The 17859-nt window shown below is 54.2% G+C and carries 11 protein-coding genes; all 11 read left to right on the forward strand.

The window, feature by feature from the left end:
• Positions 1-3 precede the first annotated feature (3 nt).
• The 11 genes from ptsP (at position 4) to recD (ending at position 17840) form a co-directional block, all read left to right on the forward strand.
• Positions 4-2250 (forward strand): phosphoenolpyruvate--protein phosphotransferase, encoded by a 2247-nt coding sequence (gene ptsP / locus NMD08_RS05290; RefSeq protein WP_151218287.1) that lies wholly within the window; start codon positions 4-6, stop codon positions 2248-2250.
• Between the two features lie 189 nt (positions 2251-2439).
• On the forward strand, positions 2440-3315 hold the full coding sequence (gene lgt, locus NMD08_RS05295) for a prolipoprotein diacylglyceryl transferase (RefSeq protein ID WP_100271949.1): 876 nt from the start codon (positions 2440-2442) through the stop codon (positions 3313-3315).
• Positions 3316-3321: 6 nt separating this feature from the next.
• On the forward strand, positions 3322-4116 hold the full coding sequence (gene thyA, locus NMD08_RS05300; protein ID WP_151218286.1) for a thymidylate synthase: 795 nt from the start codon (positions 3322-3324) through the stop codon (positions 4114-4116).
• A 183-nt stretch (positions 4117-4299) separates the two neighbouring features.
• Positions 4300-4770, forward strand: a complete 471-nt coding sequence (locus NMD08_RS05305) for a prepilin peptidase-dependent protein (protein ID WP_151218285.1) — start codon at positions 4300-4302, stop codon at positions 4768-4770.
• Positions 4761-5324, forward strand: a complete 564-nt coding sequence (locus tag NMD08_RS05310) for a prepilin peptidase-dependent protein (protein ID WP_370619686.1) — start codon at positions 4761-4763, stop codon at positions 5322-5324. Before NMD08_RS05305 ends, NMD08_RS05310 begins: the two co-directional genes overlap by 10 nt.
• Positions 5321-5728: a DUF2509 family protein gene (locus NMD08_RS05315; protein WP_286543858.1), complete on the forward strand. Its 408-nt coding sequence runs from the start codon at positions 5321-5323 to the stop codon at positions 5726-5728. The genes NMD08_RS05310 and NMD08_RS05315 overlap by 4 nt, the downstream gene beginning before the upstream one ends.
• Positions 5713-6036 carry a prepilin-type N-terminal cleavage/methylation domain-containing protein gene (locus tag NMD08_RS05320; protein ID WP_151218282.1) on the forward strand — a complete coding sequence of 108 codons (324 nt, stop codon included), beginning with the start codon at positions 5713-5715 and terminating at the stop codon, positions 6034-6036. The genes NMD08_RS05315 and NMD08_RS05320 overlap by 16 nt, the downstream gene beginning before the upstream one ends.
• Positions 6037-6048: 12 nt before the next feature.
• A complete protein-coding gene (gene recC / locus NMD08_RS05325) occupies positions 6049-9417 on the forward strand; it encodes an exodeoxyribonuclease V subunit gamma (protein ID WP_370619689.1) in 3369 nt (1122 codons plus the stop codon).
• A gap of 179 nt (positions 9418-9596) precedes the next feature.
• Entirely contained in the window at positions 9597-12485 is a 2889-nt protein-coding gene (gene ptrA / locus NMD08_RS05330) for a pitrilysin (RefSeq protein WP_252838635.1), read from the forward strand.
• Complete coding sequence (gene recB, locus NMD08_RS05335) at positions 12478-16023, forward strand: exodeoxyribonuclease V subunit beta (RefSeq protein WP_278238344.1); 3546 nt, start codon at positions 12478-12480, stop codon at positions 16021-16023. The genes ptrA and recB overlap by 8 nt, the downstream gene beginning before the upstream one ends.
• On the forward strand, positions 16020-17840 hold the full coding sequence (gene recD, locus NMD08_RS05340) for an exodeoxyribonuclease V subunit alpha (RefSeq protein WP_151218278.1): 1821 nt from the start codon (positions 16020-16022) through the stop codon (positions 17838-17840). The genes recB and recD overlap by 4 nt, the downstream gene beginning before the upstream one ends.
• Positions 17841-17859: the final 19 nt, after the last annotated feature.

Consider the following 17859-nt stretch of genomic DNA (forward strand, 5'->3'; position numbering starts at 1 on the left):
ATTATGCTCACCCGCCTGCGCGAAATAGTCGAAAAGGTGGCCAGTGCTCCGCGTCTGAATGAAGCGCTGAATATTCTGGTTACTGACATCTGTCTTGCGATGGATACAGAGGTCTGTTCGGTTTATCTGGCTGACCACGATCGACGTTGTTATTACCTCATGGCGACCCGGGGACTAAAAAAACCGCGTGGTCGCACTGTCGCACTCGCGTTTGATGAAGGTATCGTTGGCCTGGTTGGCAGGCTGGCGGAACCTATCAACCTCGCTGATGCGCAAAAACATCCCAGCTTTAAATACATTCCTTCGGTAAAAGAAGAGCGTTTTCGGGCGTTCTTAGGTGTACCGATCATTCAGCGCCGCCAGCTTTTAGGCGTTTTGGTGGTACAGCAGCGCGAATTGCGCCAGTACGATGAAAGTGAAGAGTCTTTCCTCGTCACGCTCGCCACGCAAATGGCGGCTATTCTTTCGCAATCGCAGCTAAATGCGCTGTTCGGTCAATATCGGCAAACGCGCATTCGTGCATTGCCTGCCGCCCCCGGCGTGGCGATAGCCGAAGGCTGGCAGGACGCGACGCTGCCGCTGATGGAGCAGGTCTATCAGGCTTCAACGCTGGATCCGGTGCTTGAGCGCGAGCGACTCACCGGTGCGCTGGAGGAAGCGGCGAACGAATTCCGCCGCTACAGCAAACGCTTTACCGCCGGGGCGCAGAAAGAAACGGCGGCGATCTTTGATCTCTACTCGCACCTGCTTTCCGATACCCGTTTGCGCCGAGAGCTATTTGCGGAAGTGGATAATGGCTCGGTGGCCGAATGGGCCGTTAAAACGATCATCGAAAAGTTTGCCGAACAGTTCGCCGCGCTGAGCGATAACTATCTTAAAGAGCGCGCCGGTGATTTACGCGCGCTGGGCCAGCGTCTGCTGTTCCATCTTGACGATTCAGTCCAGGGACCGAATGCCTGGCCGGAACGCTTTGTGCTGGTGGCGGATGAGCTTTCCGCCACCACGCTGGCGGAACTTCCTCAGGACCGTTTAGTCGGCGTGGTTGTCCGGGATGGCGCAGCCAACTCTCATGCGGCAATTATGGTTCGCGCGCTGGGTATCCCTACCGTCATGGGGGCCGATATCCAGCCGTCGGTGTTGCATCGCCGTACGTTGGTGGTGGACGGTTATCGCGGTGAACTGCTGGTCGATCCGGAACCGGTATTGATCCAGGAATACCAGCGTCTTATCAGTGAAGAAGTTGAACTGAGCCGCCTGGCGGAAGACGACGTCAACCAACCTGCACAGTTAAAAAGCGGCGAGCGCGTGAAGGTGATGCTCAATGCGGGTCTCAGCCCGGAGCATGAAGAGAAGCTGGGTAGCCGGATCGACGGTATTGGCCTGTATCGCACCGAAATTCCGTTCATGCTGCAAAGCGGTTTTCCTTCAGAAGAAGAACAGGTTGCGCAGTATCAGGGCATGCTGCAAATGTTTAACGACAAGCCGGTGACCCTGCGTACGCTGGATGTCGGTGCCGACAAGCAACTGCCCTACATGCCGATCAGTGAAGAAAACCCGTGCCTCGGTTGGCGTGGGATCCGCATCACGCTCGATCAACCGGAGATCTTTTTGATCCAGGTTCGAGCGATGCTGCGTGCCAACGCGGCAACCGGCAACCTAAGCATTTTGTTGCCGATGGTAACCAGCATTGATGAAGTCGACGAAGCGCGACGTTTGATTGAACGCGCCGGACGCGAAGTGGAAGAGATGATCGGCTATGCGATCCCGAAACCGCGCATTGGCATCATGCTGGAAGTTCCGTCGATGGTGTTCATGCTGCCGCATCTGACAAACCGGATCGATTTTATCTCGGTCGGAACCAACGATCTCACCCAGTACATTCTGGCTGTCGATCGTAACAATACGCGGGTAGCCAGCATTTATGACAGTCTGCATCCGGGAATGTTACGCGCGCTGGCGATGATTGCACAGGAAGCCGAAAGAAGCGGCATTGATTTGCGCTTGTGCGGTGAAATGGCGGGCGACCCGATGTGCGTGGCCATTCTGATCGGCCTGGGTTTTCGCCATTTGTCGATGAACGGTCGTTCGGTGGCTCGCGTTAAATATCTGCTGCGCCACATCGATTTTGATGAGGCGCAAACGCTGGCGCAGCGCAGCCTGGAAGCGCAGATGGCGACAGAAGTACGCCATCAGGTGGCGGCCTTTATGGAGCGCCGTGGCATGGGGGGGCTGATTCGCGGAGGATTGTAAGCCTGATAAGCTTAGCGCTATCAGGCATTACGGGGGTAAAGATTACTTATACAGATCTTTTACATCTTCCCGGCATCCGCTGCGATCCCCTTGTGCTATCATTCGCACCTTTGGAGCGCCTGAATCATGCAGGCGCGCTTATCAATTGCTGTCTGACTTCAGCGAAATAACAAGAACTTGTGGTGACAGATGACCAGTAGCTATCTGCATTTTCCGGATTTCGATCCGGTCATTTTCTCAATCGGACCCGTCGCGCTTCACTGGTACGGCTTGATGTATCTGGTGGGCTTTATTTTTGCGATGTGGCTGGCGACGCGCCGCGCTAATCGTCCGGGCAGTGGCTGGACCAAAAATGAAGTAGAAAACTTATTGTATGCCGGCTTCCTCGGGGTTTTCCTCGGTGGGCGTATTGGCTATGTACTGTTCTATAACTTCTCGTTATTCCTTGATAATCCGCTGTATCTGTTCCGTGTCTGGGATGGTGGGATGTCCTTCCACGGTGGGCTTATCGGTGTGATCCTGGTGATGATTATCTTCGCCAAACGCACCAAGCGTTCGTTCTTCCAGGTTTCTGATTTCATTGCCCCACTGATTCCGTTTGGCCTGGGCGCAGGGCGTTTGGGCAACTTTATTAACGGTGAACTGTGGGGACGCGTTGACCCGAACTTCAAGTACGCCATGCTGTTCCCTGGCTCTCGCACCGAAGATATTTTACTGCTGCAAACTAATCCGCAATGGCAGTCTATTTTTGATACCTATGGCTCGTTGCCGCGCCACGCCTCACAGCTTTATGAGATGGCGCTGGAAGGGGTGGTGCTGTTTATCATTCTTAACCTGTACATTCGCAAACCGCGCCCAATGGGCTCGGTATCCGGTCTGTTCCTGATTGGCTATGGCGCATTTCGTATCATCGTTGAATTCTTCCGCCAGCCAGATGCGCAGTTTACCGGCACCTGGGTACAGTACATCAGCATGGGGCAGATTCTCTCAATCCCGATGATTGTCGCAGGCATTATTATGATGGTTTGGGCGTATCGCCGTAGCCCACAGCAACACGTTTCCTGAGGAACCATGAAACAGTATTTAGAACTGATGCAAAAAGTGCTGGATGAAGGCACACAGAAAAACGACCGCACCGGAACCGGAACGCTTTCCATTTTTGGTCATCAGATGCGTTTTAATCTGCAGGAAGGGTTCCCGCTGGTTACGACTAAACGCTGCCATTTACGCTCGATCATTCATGAGCTGTTGTGGTTTTTGCAGGGCGACACTAACGTGGCCTACCTGCATGAAAACAATGTCTCCATCTGGGACGAATGGGCGGATGAAAACGGTAATTTAGGTCCGGTTTATGGTAAACAGTGGCGCGCATGGCCTACACCCGACGGCCGCCATATTGACCAGATCACTACGGTGTTAAACCAGCTCAAAAATGACCCGGATTCTCGGCGTATCATCGTTTCCGCATGGAACGTTGGTGAGCTGGATAAGATGGCGCTGGCGCCGTGCCATGCTTTCTTCCAGTTCTATGTGGCGGATGGCAAGCTCTCTTGCCAGCTGTATCAGCGTTCGTGCGATGTGTTCCTCGGCCTGCCGTTTAACATTGCCAGCTACGCCTTGCTGGTGCACATGATGGCGCAGCAGTGCGATCTGGAAGTCGGTGATTTTGTCTGGACCGGCGGCGACACGCATCTGTACAGCAATCACATGGAACAAACGCATCTGCAGCTTAGCCGCGAACCGCGCGCGCTGCCGAAGCTGGTCATCAAACGTAAGCCTGAATCCATCTTTGACTACCGCTTCGAAGACTTCGAAATTGAAGGCTACGATCCGCACCCGGGTATTAAAGCGCCGGTGGCTATCTAACCAGCTTCATGCTGACACAACCGACGCCCGTGAGCGTCGGTTTTTTTTATCTAAAATCACGTTCTTCGGCGTAGATTCCTGAAATAGTGCAACGGCCTGCAACGCGACAAATATTTCCCGTAGCTCGCCGTAGAAACCGAATTTCCCGCTCGTTATTCATTTTCCTCACGCCATACTGGCGGCATGAAAAAACAACAAGGCTACACGCTTCTTGAAACCCTGATAGCGATGCTGATCATCGCGGCGCTTGGCGCATCGGGGCTGTATGGTTGGCAGGGCTGGCAGCAGCAACAGCGACTGTGGCAGACCGCCAGCCAGGTAAGAGATTACCTGCTGCAACTGCGTGACGATGCTAACTGGCGTAACCGAGATCATGTCATCAGCGTGGTTCGGGATGGCACATCCTGGTGTTTTGTCAGCTCTGCGGCTTTGCAAACCACGTGTCGACCTGTTTCGTCTTTGGTTTTTACGCCATTGTGGGACGATGTTGAAATGGCAGAGATAACCCCTTCACTGGCCTTTTTTGGCCTGCGCAATACGGCATGGACCGGACATATTCGCCTGAAAAATGCGGCAGGAGAATGGCGCGTGGTGGTGTCTGGCTGGGGGCGGATCAGGCTTTGTGAGCGCGATGAGGCCAGATTATGTCAGTAAGCGAACGAGGTTTTTCTCTGCTGGAAGTGCTAATCGCCATGGCGATTAGCAGCATTTTACTGCTTAGTTCAGTACGATTTTTACCGGCACTGCAGCAAGAGATTCTGCGCAACACACGCCTGTTAGCGCTGGAAGATGAAATATGGCAACGGGTCTACACCGTAGCGAAGCACCTTCAACGGGCAGGGTATTGCCGGGGAAACTGTGTCGGAGAGGGGTTGGTGATATCGGCGAAGGGCGACTGCGTTATTGCTCGCTGGGATGCCAACAGCAACGGCGTTTGGGAGAGCAGTCCCGCGAAAGAGGCCGATGTAATCGGATTTCGTTTACAGGACAAGGTGCTGGAGACCTTGCGAGGAGCAACTGGATGTAATGGAAAAGGGTGGGAGAAAATGACCGATCCAGCCACGATACAGATTGAAGCATTTCAGGTTGAACGGCTGAATCTCAGCGGATATTCACCACTCCTTACTCTGCGTTTGCGCGGAGTGAGCAACGTCGAACCACAAAAGGTTATCGAAGCAGTCTACAGCGTGACAGGATTTAACCTGTGAATCGTGAGCGAGGCGTTTCATCCCTGGGGATGGTCCTGTTGCTGCTGGTGCTCGGTAGCCTACTGCTGCATGGCGTTAACAGACAGGAGGCCAGTTTTGCTTCACGAGTGGCCACGCAAAGTCAGGCTTTGCAGCGCCAGGCGGTGCTGCAATCTGCTATGGAATGGGGACGTATGCAGCCCTGGAGCATACAACAAGCCGTGCAGTGTCGGCGCTATATCACGCAAGATGCCGTAGTTTGCCTGCGACTGCTGAGCATTAATTTCGTGCTGCTCATTGCCCATCATGAAGGGGGATCGCTATGGCGTCAGGGTATTGTCACCGAGGGCAACCTCGAATTTTTAGCGCATGGCTGGAGCGATTTTTGTCCACTAAAGGATCAAGCGTTATGCCAGATCCCCTGAACAGGCAGCGTGGCTTTAGCCTGCCGGAAGTGATGCTGGCAATGGCGCTGATGATTATGATTGTTACTGCGTTGTCGGGATACCAGCGAGCACTGATGAACAGCTTTATCATCAGAAATCAGTATCAACAACTCTGGCGTCACGCCTGGCAGCAAACCCAGTTGTATCAGTTTTCATCGCCTGTGAACTGGCAGGTTAACCGAATGCAGACAACGCGAGCGGGATGTGTCAGCATCAACGTTAAAATATCTTCACCCTTGGGCAGGCAGGGTCAGATGATGCGTCTGCATTGCCCGAATCGTCAGTAGTCAGGAGTCGCTATGTTAAGGGTCTACCACTCCAATCGTCTGGATGTGCTTGAAGCGTTAATGGAATTTATCGTTGAGCGCGAGCGGCTGGACGACCCCTTTGAACCTGAGATGATGCTGGTTCAAAGCACCGGCATGGCGCAGTGGCTGCAAATGACTCTTGCACAGAAGTTTAGTATTGCCGCCAACATCGATTTTCCGCTGCCCGCGAGTTTTATCTGGGATATGTTTGTGCGTGTGCTACCTGACATCCCGAAAGAGAGCGCGTTCAGCAAGCAGAGCATGAGCTGGAAGTTGATGACGCTGTTACCGCAATTGCTGGATGGCGATGACTTTGCATTGCTGCGCCACTATCTGACGGACGATACTGATAAACGTAAGCTGTTTCAGCTCTCCTCACGCGCGGCTGACCTTTTCGACCAGTATTTAGTTTACCGCCCTGACTGGTTGACCCAGTGGGAGGCGGGAAGACGGGTTGAAGGACTTGGCGAGTCTCAGGACTGGCAGGCGCCGTTGTGGAAAGCGCTGGTGGAATATACCGAGGAAATGGGCCAGCCGCGCTGGCATCGTGCCAATTTATACCAACGATTTATTCAGACTCTGGAAAGTGCGTCCGAGTGCCCCCAGGGGCTGCCTTCTCGCGTATTTATTTGCGGCATTTCGGCGTTGCCGCCGGTTTATTTGCAGGCACTGCAGGCGCTGGGTAAGCACATTGATATTCATCTGCTGTTTACCAACCCTTGTCGCTACTACTGGGGAGATATTAAAGATCCTGCCTGGCTGGCGAAGCTGGTGGCACGTCAGCGTCGACACAGTTTTGAAGAACGGCACCTGCCGCTGTTTCGTGATAGTGAGAAAGTCGAAGGATTATTCAATAGCGATGGTGAGCAGGACGTGGGCAACCCGATGCTGGCTTCGTGGGGCAAACTGGGGCGCGACTACATATACCTGCTTGCAGAACTGGAAAATAGTCAGGAACTGGATGCGTTTGTCGACATTACTCCTGACAATCTTTTGCATAATATTCAATCGGATATTCTGGAACTCGAAAACTATGCTGTGGCGGGCGTTACGCTGGAGGAATATTCCCGTAGCGACAATAAACGAAGGCTGGATCTGAACGATACCAGCGTGACTTTTCATGTCTGCCATAGCCCACAGCGCGAGGTGGAAGTTCTTCATGACCGCCTGCTGGCAATGCTGGAAGCGGATCCAACGCTGACGCCGCGCGATATTATCGTGATGGTGGCGGATATCGACAGCTACAGTCCATTCATTCAATCGGTCTTTGGTAGTGCGCCAGCCGAGCGTTACCTGCCATATGCGATTTCTGACCGTCGGGCGCGTCAGTCTCATCCCGTCTTGCAGGCCTTTATCAGTCTGCTGTCGCTGCCGGATAGCCGTTTTGTCTCTGAGGATGTACTGGCGTTACTGGATGTTCCCGTGCTGGCGGCACGTTTCAATATTGATGAAGAAGGGCTGCGCTATCTTCGCTTATGGGTCAATGAATCCGGGATTCGCTGGGGAATTGACGACGATAACGTGCGTGAACTGGAACTTCCGCCTACAGGTCAGCATACCTGGCAATTTGGTTTAACGCGTATGCTGCTCGGCTACGCGATGGAAAGTGCGCAGGGCGAGTGGCAATCGGTATTACCTTACGATGAGTCCAGCGGTTTGATTGCTGAGCTGGTCGGGCATCTGGCCTCTTTGCTGATGCAGCTAAATCTCTGGCGCAGAGGGTTAGCTCAGGAACGACCTCTGGAAGAGTGGCTGCCCGTATGCCGGGACATGCTTAATGATTTCTTCCTGCCGGACGCGGATACCGAAGCGGCGATGACGCTGATTGAACAGCAGTGGCAGGCCATCATCACTGAAGGTTTGGGAGCCGAGTATGGCGAGGCCATACCGCTCTCTCTGTTACGTGATGAGCTGGCGCAGCGTCTTGACCAGGAGCGCATCAGCCAGCGCTTCCTGGCGGGTCCCGTTAACATTTGTACGCTGATGCCGATGCGCTCCATTCCGTTCAAAGTGGTGTGCCTGCTGGGTATGAACGATGGCGTTTATCCGCGCCAGCTTGCGCCGCTGGGCTTTGATTTAATGAGTCAAAAACCGATGCGGGGCGATCGCAGCCGTCGTGATGATGACCGCTATCTGTTCCTTGAAGCATTGATCTCAGCGCAGCAAACGCTCTATATCAGCTACATTGGTCGCTCCATTCAGGACAACAGCGAACGCTTCCCGTCGGTACTGGTGCAGGAGTTGCTGGACTACATCGGGCAAAGCCACTATTTACCGGGTGATGAAGCGCTCACTTGTGATGAAAGCGAAGCCAGGGTCAAAGCGCACATTACTCGTTTGCATACCCGGATGCCCTTCGACGCGCAAAACTATCTCCCGGGGGAACAGCAAAGCTATGCCCGGGAATGGCTACCTGCGGCGAGCCTGTCAGGAAAAGCGCACACGGATTTTGTTCAGCCTCTTCCCTTTGAGATGCCTGAAACACTGACGCTGGAAACGCTGCAGCGATTTTGGGCTCATCCGGTGCGGGCCTTTTTCCAGATGCGTCTGAGGGTCAACTTCCGCTCTGAGGAGAGTGAGATCCCGGACACGGAACCTTTCACCCTTGAGGGATTAACCCGCTATCAGCTTAATCAGCAATTGCTTAATACACTGGTTGAAGAGAACGACGCTGAACGACTGTTTCGCCGTTTTCGTGCGGCGGGCGTGCTTCCCTATGGGCCATTTGGCGAAATTCTGTGGGATACGCAGCGTCAGGAGATGCAGACGCTGGCTGAACGCATTATCGCCTGTCGTCAGCCTTGTCAGAGCATGGAAATCGATCTTACCTGTAACGGCGTGCAAATCACCGGTTGGTTGCCGCAGGTACAAGAGGACGGTTTGTTGCGCTGGCGCCCATCTTTGATCAGCATTGCGCAGGGCGTGCAACTTTGGCTGGAACATCTTGTCTATTGTGCGAGTGGCGGTACGGGAGAGAGCCGATTATTCCTGCGTAAAGACGGGGAATGGCGTTTTCCACCACTGGAAGCAGAACAGGCGCTGCTGTACCTGTCGCAACTCATTGAGGGTTATCGGGAAGGCATGTCATCACCGTTGCTGGTATTGCCGGAAAGCGGAGGCGCATGGATAAAAACCTGTTATGACGCCGCAAATGATGCCATGTTAGATGACGATGAAACGTTGCAAAAGGCGCGCAGTAAGTTTCTGCAGGCCTATGAAGGCAACATGATGGTACGTGGCGAAGGCGATGACATCTGGTATCAGCGTCTTTGGCGTCAACTGGATGCAGGTACGCTGGAGACTATTGTCTTACAGTCGCAGCACTACCTGTTACCGATTTTTCGGTTTAATCAGTCATGATGGTTGTATAAAAATTGCGCAATTTAATGGCTTCCACTATGATGCGCATTCTGTCACGGACTGATTCTTACAAAGAGAAGATGCTGACTTGCTCAGCGCAGAGTCTTGCCCTGTTCAGATCACGTATTTATACGTGTTTTGCAGTGAACAGGTGAATACGTTAATGATGAGGTTTGTGAATGCCCCGCAGCACCTGGTTCAGCGCATTACTGTTGTTCGTCGCCCTTTGGGTTCCCGTAAGTCAGGCAGATACCGGTTGGCAGCCTTTAGCTGAAACCATCCGTAAAAGCGATAAAGACACCCGTCAGTATCAGGCCGTACGCCTTGATAACGGTATGGTCGTATTGCTGGTATCCGATCCGCAGGCCGTGAAATCCCTTTCTGCGCTGGTGGTCCCCGTGGGCTCACTGGAAGATCCGGACGATCATCAGGGGCTGGCGCATTATCTCGAACACATGTGTTTAATGGGGTCGAAAAAATATCCACAGCCGGACAGTCTGTCTGAATTCCTGAAAATGCACGGCGGCAGCCATAATGCCAGCACCGCGCCTTATCGTACGGCTTTCTATCTTGAGGTTGAAAACGACGCGCTGGTGGGGGCGGTAGATCGCCTGGCGGACGCTATTGCCGATCCGTTACTGGATAAAAAATATGCCGATCGCGAGCGTAACGCGGTTAACTCCGAGCTGACGCTGGCGCGTACCCGAGACGGGATGCGTATGGCGCAGGTGAGTGCTGAAACCATTAACCCGGCGCACCCAGGCTCGCGTTTCTCTGGCGGAAATCTTGAGACATTAAGCGATAAACCGGGCAACCCGGTGGTGCAGGCTTTACAAAAATTTCATGAAAAGTACTACTCTGCGAACCTGATGAAGGCGGTGATTTATAGCAATAAACCATTGCCAGAGCTGGCGCGGATAGCGGCTGACACGTTTGGACGCGTGCCGAACAGAAATATCGACAAGCCTGAAATTACCGTACCGGTAGTCACTGACGCGCAAAAGGGCGTCATCATCCACTATGTTCCGGCAATGCCGCGTAAAGTGCTGCGCGTCGAGTTTCGTATTGATAACAATAGCGCGCAATTCCGCAGTAAAACCGATGAGCTGGTGACCTACCTGATTGGCAATCGTAGCCTGGGCACATTGTCTGACTGGTTGCAAAAGCAGGGGCTGGTGGAAGGTATTCGTGCGGATTCCGATCCGGTAGTCAATGGTAATAGCGGCGTGTTAGCCATTTCCGCGACGTTAACCGACAAAGGTCTTGCGAACCGCGATGAGGTTGTTGCTGCAATCTTTAGCTATCTCAATCTGTTACGCGAGAAAGGCGTAGACAAACGCTATTTTGACGAACTGGCGCACGTGCTGGATCTCGATTTCCGTTATCCTTCCATCACGCGTGATATGGACTACGTGGAATGGCTGGCAGACACCATGATCCGCGTTCCCGTCGAGCATACTCTGGATGCGGTGAATATTGCCGATCAATACGATGCGAAGGCCGTTGAGCAACGTCTGGCAATGATGACGCCGCAGAATGCGCGTATCTGGTATATCAGCGCGAAAGAGCCGCATAATAAAACGGCTTACTTTGTCGATGCACCTTATCAGGTAGATAAAATCAGCGACAAAACCTTTGCCGACTGGCAGCAAAAAGCGCAAGGCATTGCGTTGTCATTACCGGAGTTGAACCCCTACATTCCTGATGATTTCACGCTGATTAAGGCGGATAAAAAATACGCTCACCCGGAACTGATCGTTGATGAGCCGGATTTACGCGTGGTGTATGCGCCGAGCCAGTATTTTGCCAGTGAGCCGAAAGCCGATGTCAGCGTGATCCTGCGTAACCCGAAAGCGATGGACAGCGCCCGCAATCAGGTATTATTCGCACTTAACGATTACCTGGCGGGCGTTGCGCTCGATCAGTTAAGCAACCAGGCATCAGTGGGGGGGATTGGTTTCTCTACCAACGCTAATAATGGTTTGATGCTAAATGCTAACGGCTACACCCAACGTTTGCCGCAGCTTTTTCAGGCGCTGCTGAGTGGCTATTTCAGCTACAGTTCAACAGATGAACAACTGGAACAGGCAAAATCCTGGTATGCCCAGATGATGGATTCCGCAGAGAAGGGGAAAGCCTACGATCAGGCTATTATGCCGGTACAGATGCTTTCTCAGGTGCCGTACTTCTCACGCGATGAGCGCCGTAAGCTGCTGCCTTCCATCACCCTGAAAGAGGTAATGGCCTATCGCGATGCCTTGAAAACCGGGGCGCGGCCTGAATTCCTGGTCATTGGCAATATGAGCGAAGCTCAGGCGACGACCATGGCGCGGGATATCCAAAAACAGCTTGGCGCTAACGGGTCACAGTGGTGTCGCAATAAAGATGTGGTTGTAGACAAGAAGCAGTCCGTCATCTTTGAAAAAGCGGGCAGCAGCACGGATTCCGCGCTGGCGGCGGTATTTGTGCCAACTGGCTACGACGAATACACCAGTTCAGCCTATAGCGCCATGTTAGGGCAGATTGTTCAACCGTGGTTCTACAATCAACTGCGTACTGAAGAGCAATTAGGCTACGCTGTATTTGCTTTCCCGATGAGCGTTGGACGTCAGTGGGGAATGGGGTTCCTGTTGCAAAGCAGCGATAAGCAACCATCTTACCTTTGGGAGCGTTATAAAGCGTTTTTCCCGACGGCGGAAGCGAAATTGCGGGCGATGAAACCTGAAGAGTTCGCGCAAATTCAGCAGGCGATTATTGCGCAAATGCTGCAGGCGCCGCAAACGCTGGGGGAAGAAGCCTCGCAGTTAAGCAAAGATTTTGATCGCGGCAATATGCGCTTCGATTCACGTGATAAAATAGTGGCTCAGATTAAACTGCTGACGCCGCAAAAACTTGCCGACTTCTTCCATCAGGCGGTGGTTGAGCCGCAAGGCATGGCGATACTGTCACAGATTTCCGGCAGTCAGAACGGGAAAGCAGAATATGTGCACCCGGAAGGCTGGAAAGTGTGGCAGACCGTCAGCGCGTTGCAGCAAACCTTACCCCTGATGAGTGATAAGAATGAATGATGCCGCTGAGTCCCTTGATCCTCTCCGCTTGCCCCTGACGGGCGAGCGCCTGATTGAAGCCTCTGCGGGCACCGGTAAAACCTTTACCATCGCCGCCCTGTATTTACGTTTGCTGCTTGGACTGGGCGGCTCTGCCGCCTTTCCCCGTCCGCTGACCGTCGAAGAACTGTTAGTGGTCACCTTCACCGAGGCGGCTACTGAAGAGTTGCGCGGTCGTATCCGTAGCAACATCCATGAACTGCGCATTGCCTGCCTGCGTGAAACCACTGACAACCCGCTATACGCCCGTCTGTTAGATGAAATCGCCGATAAAAAACAGGCAGCCCAGTGGCTGCTATTGGCTGAAAGGCAGATGGATGAAGCGGCGGTGTTTACCATTCATGGTTTTTGCCAGCGTATGCTCAGCCTCAACGCCTTTGAATCAGGCATGCTGTTTGAACAACAGCTGATCGAAGATGAATCACTACTGCGTTATCAGGCCTGCGCGGATTTCTGGCGTCGACACTGCTATCCGCTGCCCCGCGATATTGCGCAGGTGATTTTTGAAACGTGGAAAGGGCCGCAGGCGCTGTTAAGGGATATCGATCGCTATCTGCAAGGGGAAGCGCCGGTTATTAAGGCTCCGCCGCCCGATGATGAAACGCTGGCAACCCGGCACGAACACATTCTCGCGCGTATTAATCAAATTAAGCAGCAATGGCGCGATGCCGTTGATGAGCTTGATGGCCTGCTGGAGGCCTCCGGGATTGACCGGCGTAAATTTAATCGCGGTAACCAGGGCAAGTGGATCGAAAAGATCAGCGCATGGGCGCAGGAAGAAACACAAAGCTATCAACTGCCTGATGCGCTGGAGAAATTCTCCCAGCGCTTTTTAGAAGAGCGAACCAAAGCGGGCGGCGTAACGCCTCAGCACCCGCTGTTTGTCGCAATTGATGAACTGCTTAGCGAACCGTTAACTCTCCGCGATTTGGTGATCACCCGGGCGCTGGCGGAGATCCGTTTGGCGGTTGCCGAGGAGAAACGCCGCCGAGGCGAGCTGGGTTTTGACGATATGCTCAGCCGTCTGGATGCGGCGCTGCGCAGTGAAAGTGGTGATGCGCTGGCAACGGCGATTCGTACCCGTTTTCCGGTCGCGATGATCGATGAATTCCAGGATACCGACCCGCAGCAGTACCGTATTTTTCGCCGGATCTGGCAACATCAGCCGGATACCGCGCTGCTGCTGATTGGCGATCCGAAACAGGCCATTTACGCGTTTCGTGGTGCGGATATCTTTACCTACATGAAGGCGCGTAGCGAAGTCAGCGCACACTATACGCTTGATACTAACTGGCGTTCGGCTCCTGGCATGGTCAATAGCGTGAATACGATTTTCAGCCAGATGAATGACGCCTTTATGTTCCGCGAAATCCCCTTCAGCCCGGTCAAATTCGCAGAAAAAAACCAGTCGCTTCAGTTTGTTATACACGGTGAAACGCAGCCAGCCATGAGTATGTGGCTGATGGAAGGGGAAAGCTGTGGCGTAGGCGACTATCAGAACTATATGGCGCAGGTGTGCGCCACGCACATTCGCGACTGGCTTAAGGCTGGGCATTCTGGGGCTGCGCAACTGGTCAGCAGTAAAGCGTCCAGGCCGGTACGCGCCTCGGACATCAGCGTACTGGTTCGTAGCCGCCAGGAGGCGGCGCTGGTCCGTGATGCGCTGACGCAACTGGCCATTCCCTCTGTTTATCTCTCCAACCGTGACAGCGTGTTTGAAACGCTCGAAGCGCAGGAACTGCTGTGGGTGCTGCAGGCGGTGATGACGCCGGAGCGTGAGAACACGCTGCGTAGCGCGCTGGCGACCTCAATGATGGGCCTGAATGCGCAGGATCTTGAAGCGTTAAATAACGACGAAAATGCCTGGGATGCGGTGGTTGAAGAGTTTGATGGCTATCGTCAGATCTGGCATAAACGCGGCGTGATGCCGATGCTGCGCGCGCTGATGTCGGCCCGCCAGATTGCGGAAAACTTGCTGGCGACGGCGGGGGGCGAACGTCGCCTGACTGACATTTTACACATCAGTGAACTGTTACAGGAAGCCGGCTCGCAACTCGAAAGCGAGCATGCGCTGGTGCGCTGGCTATCTCAGCATATTCTTGAACCCGACAGCAATGCCTCCAGTCAGCAGCTCAGGCTCGAAAGCGACAAGCATTTGGTCAAAATCGTCACTATCCACAAATCGAAAGGGTTGGAATATCCGCTGGTCTGGCTGCCGTTTATCACCAATTTCCGCGTCCAGGATCAGGCTTTCTATCACGATCGCAGCTCCTTTGAAGCGGTGCTGGATCTCAGCGATGCCGCGGAGAGCGTTGAGCTGGCCGAAGCGGAACGTCTGGCGGAGGATCTGCGCTTACTCTATGTCGCACTGACCCGTTCGGTATGGCACTGCAGTCTTGGCGTTGCGCCGTTGGTGCGCCGTCGGGGCGATAAAAAAGGGGATACCGATGTGCATCAGAGCGCGCTTGGCCGCCTGTTGCAAAAAGGCGAACCGATGGATGCCGCGGGTCTGCGTGGCGCGATTGAAGCGCTGTGCTGCGATGATATTGCCTGCCAGACGCCAGCACAGCCTGACGGTGAACCCTGGCAGGTTGCGCAGAACGTCAGCGGTGAACTGAGTGCGAAAATACTGCAGCGTACGCCCGGCGACAGCTGGCGCGTGACCAGTTATTCCGGTCTGCAACAGCGTGGACATGGTATTGCGCAGGATCTGATCCCGCGACTGGATATCGATGCCGCAGGCGTCGGTGAGGTTATTGAAGAATCAGGACTCACGCCGCATCAGTTCCCGCGTGGCGCTTCGCCGGGTACATTCTTGCATAGCTTGTTTGAAGATCTCGACTTTACCCAACCAGTAGAGCCAGATTGGGTCGAAGAAAAATTGGCGTTGGGCGGTTATGACGCACACTGGACGCCGGTTTTGACCGCATGGTTGGACGCTATTTTGCAGGCGCCTCTCAATGAGAATGGCGTGAGCCTGAGTCAGCTTTCCGCGCGTGAAAAACAGGTGGAGATGGAGTTTTATCTGCCGATTTCGCAGCCCCTAATGGCCAGCCAACTTGATGCGTTGATCCGCCAATACGATCCGGTTTCGGCAGGGTGCCCTGCGCTGGATTTTATGCAGGTGCGCGGCATGCTAAAAGGGTTCATTGACCTGGTATTCCGCCATCAGGGACGTTATTACCTGCTCGATTACAAATCGAACTGGCTGGGCGAAGACAGCTCAGCCTATACACAGCAGGCGATGGCCTCTGCCATGCAGGCGCATCGCTACGACCTGCAGTATCAACTTTATACCCTCGCGCTGCATCGCTACTTGCGCCATCGCATTGCTGATTACGATTATGAACGCCATTTTGGCGGCGTTATCTATCTCTTCCTGCGTGGTGTTGACCGTGAAAATCCGCAGCAGGGAATTTTCGCGACCCGACCAGAGGGGGAGTTGATCGCCTTGATGGACGAGTTGTTTGCCGGTGTGCCGCTGGAGGAGATGTCATGACAATCCAGAAACGATTACTGGAAGCCGTTGAGCAAAAGCAGCTCCGGCCACTGGATGCCCAGTTTGCACTGGCGGTTGCCGGAAATGATAACCCTGCCGTTGCACTGGCAGCGGCGTTGCTCAGCCGTGAAGCTGGAGAAGGGCACGTCTGCTTACCGCTTTCGCGTCTATCCCGAAGCGAGGACGCGCATCCGCTGTTAAGCGCCTGGCTCGCTGAAGCGGGAGAGCCTGAAGACTGGGTTGAATGCCTGCTGGCCTCCGGGGCGGTAAGCCGTGGCGATCAGCCGACGCCGCTGGTGCTGTACGGCGATCGTTTGTATCTGAACCGGATGTGGCATAACGAACGCGCGGTGGCGCGCTTTTTCGGTGAAGTTAACCACGCCATTGAGGTGGATGAACAACGGCTGACTCACACGCTGGCGGCGCTGTTTCCACCCGTTGAAGGCGTTGACTGGCAAAAAGTGGCTGCTGCCGTAGCGCTGACCCGCCGTATATCGGTTATCTCCGGCGGACCGGGGACCGGAAAAACAACAACGGTGGCGAGGCTTCTGGCGGCGTTGATTCAGATGGCGGAGGGTGAACGCTGTCGTATTCGTCTGGCGGCACCCACGGGAAAAGCAGCAGCACGTCTGACCGCCTCGCTGGGCGCGGCGTTGCGTGAACTGCCGCTGACCGATGAGCAAAAGAAGCGCATTCCCGATGACGCCAGTACGTTGCACCGCTTATTGGGGGCTCAGCCTGGTAGCCAACGCCTGCGGCATCATGCAGGAAACCCGTTGCATCTGGACGTGCTGGTAGTGGATGAAGCCTCGATGATCGATTTGCCGATGATGTCGCGCCTTATCGATGCGCTGCCGCCACATGGGCGGGTGATATTTCTAGGCGATCGCGACCAGCTCGCTTCTGTTGAAGCGGGGGCAGTACTGGGAGATATCTGTGCTTTCGTCGGTGATGGTTTTACCCCGGAGCGTGCCCGCCAGCTTAGTCGTCTGACTGAAACCACTATTCCGGCCGGTTCGGGAACTCAGGCGGCTGCTCTGCGTGACAGTTTGTGCCTGCTGCAAAAGAGCTACCGTTTCGGTAGCGATTCCGGAATCGGTCAGTTGGCTGCAGCGATTAATCGTGGTGACAAAGCCGCGATAAAAACGGTCTTCCAGCAGGGATTTAGCGACATCGAAAAACGCTCTCTGCACAGCAGCGAAGATTACTCTGCGATGCTGGAGGAAGCGCTGGCGGGTTATGGTCACTATCTGGATTTATTGCGCGAGCGCGCCGAGCCGGATGCTGTCATTCAGGCCTTCAATGAGTATCAGCTATTGTGCGCCCTGCGGGAAGGTCCGTTTGGCGTGAGTGGTTTGAATGAACGCATTGAGCAGGTGATGGCGCAAAAACGCAAAATTCACCGTGCGACGCATAGCCGCTGGTATGAGGGAAGGCCAGTGATGATCGCGCGCAATGACAGTTCGTTGGGATTATTTAACGGTGATATTGGCATTGCCCTCGATCGTGGGCAGGGTCTGAGGGTATGGTTTGCGCTGCCGGACGGTTCTATCAAATCGGTTCAGCCCAGTCGCTTGCCTGAACATGAAACCACCTGGGCAATGACCGTCCATAAATCGCAGGGATCTGAGTTTGACCACGCGGCGTTGATTTTGCCCAACCAGCATTCACCTGTGGTGACTCGCGAGCTGGTCTATACCGCCGTTACCCGCGCGCGTCGTCGTTTGTCGCTGTATGCCGATGAGCGGATATTGAGTGGCGCCATTGCCACCCGCACTGAACGACGCAGCGGATTGTCGGCGCTGTTTAATCAATAACATTTGCTGGCCGGATAAG

It is taken from the genome of Citrobacter meridianamericanus (assembly GCF_041320245.1).
In the GTDB taxonomy this organism is placed as follows: Bacteria; Pseudomonadota; Gammaproteobacteria; order Enterobacterales; family Enterobacteriaceae; genus Citrobacter; species Citrobacter meridianamericanus.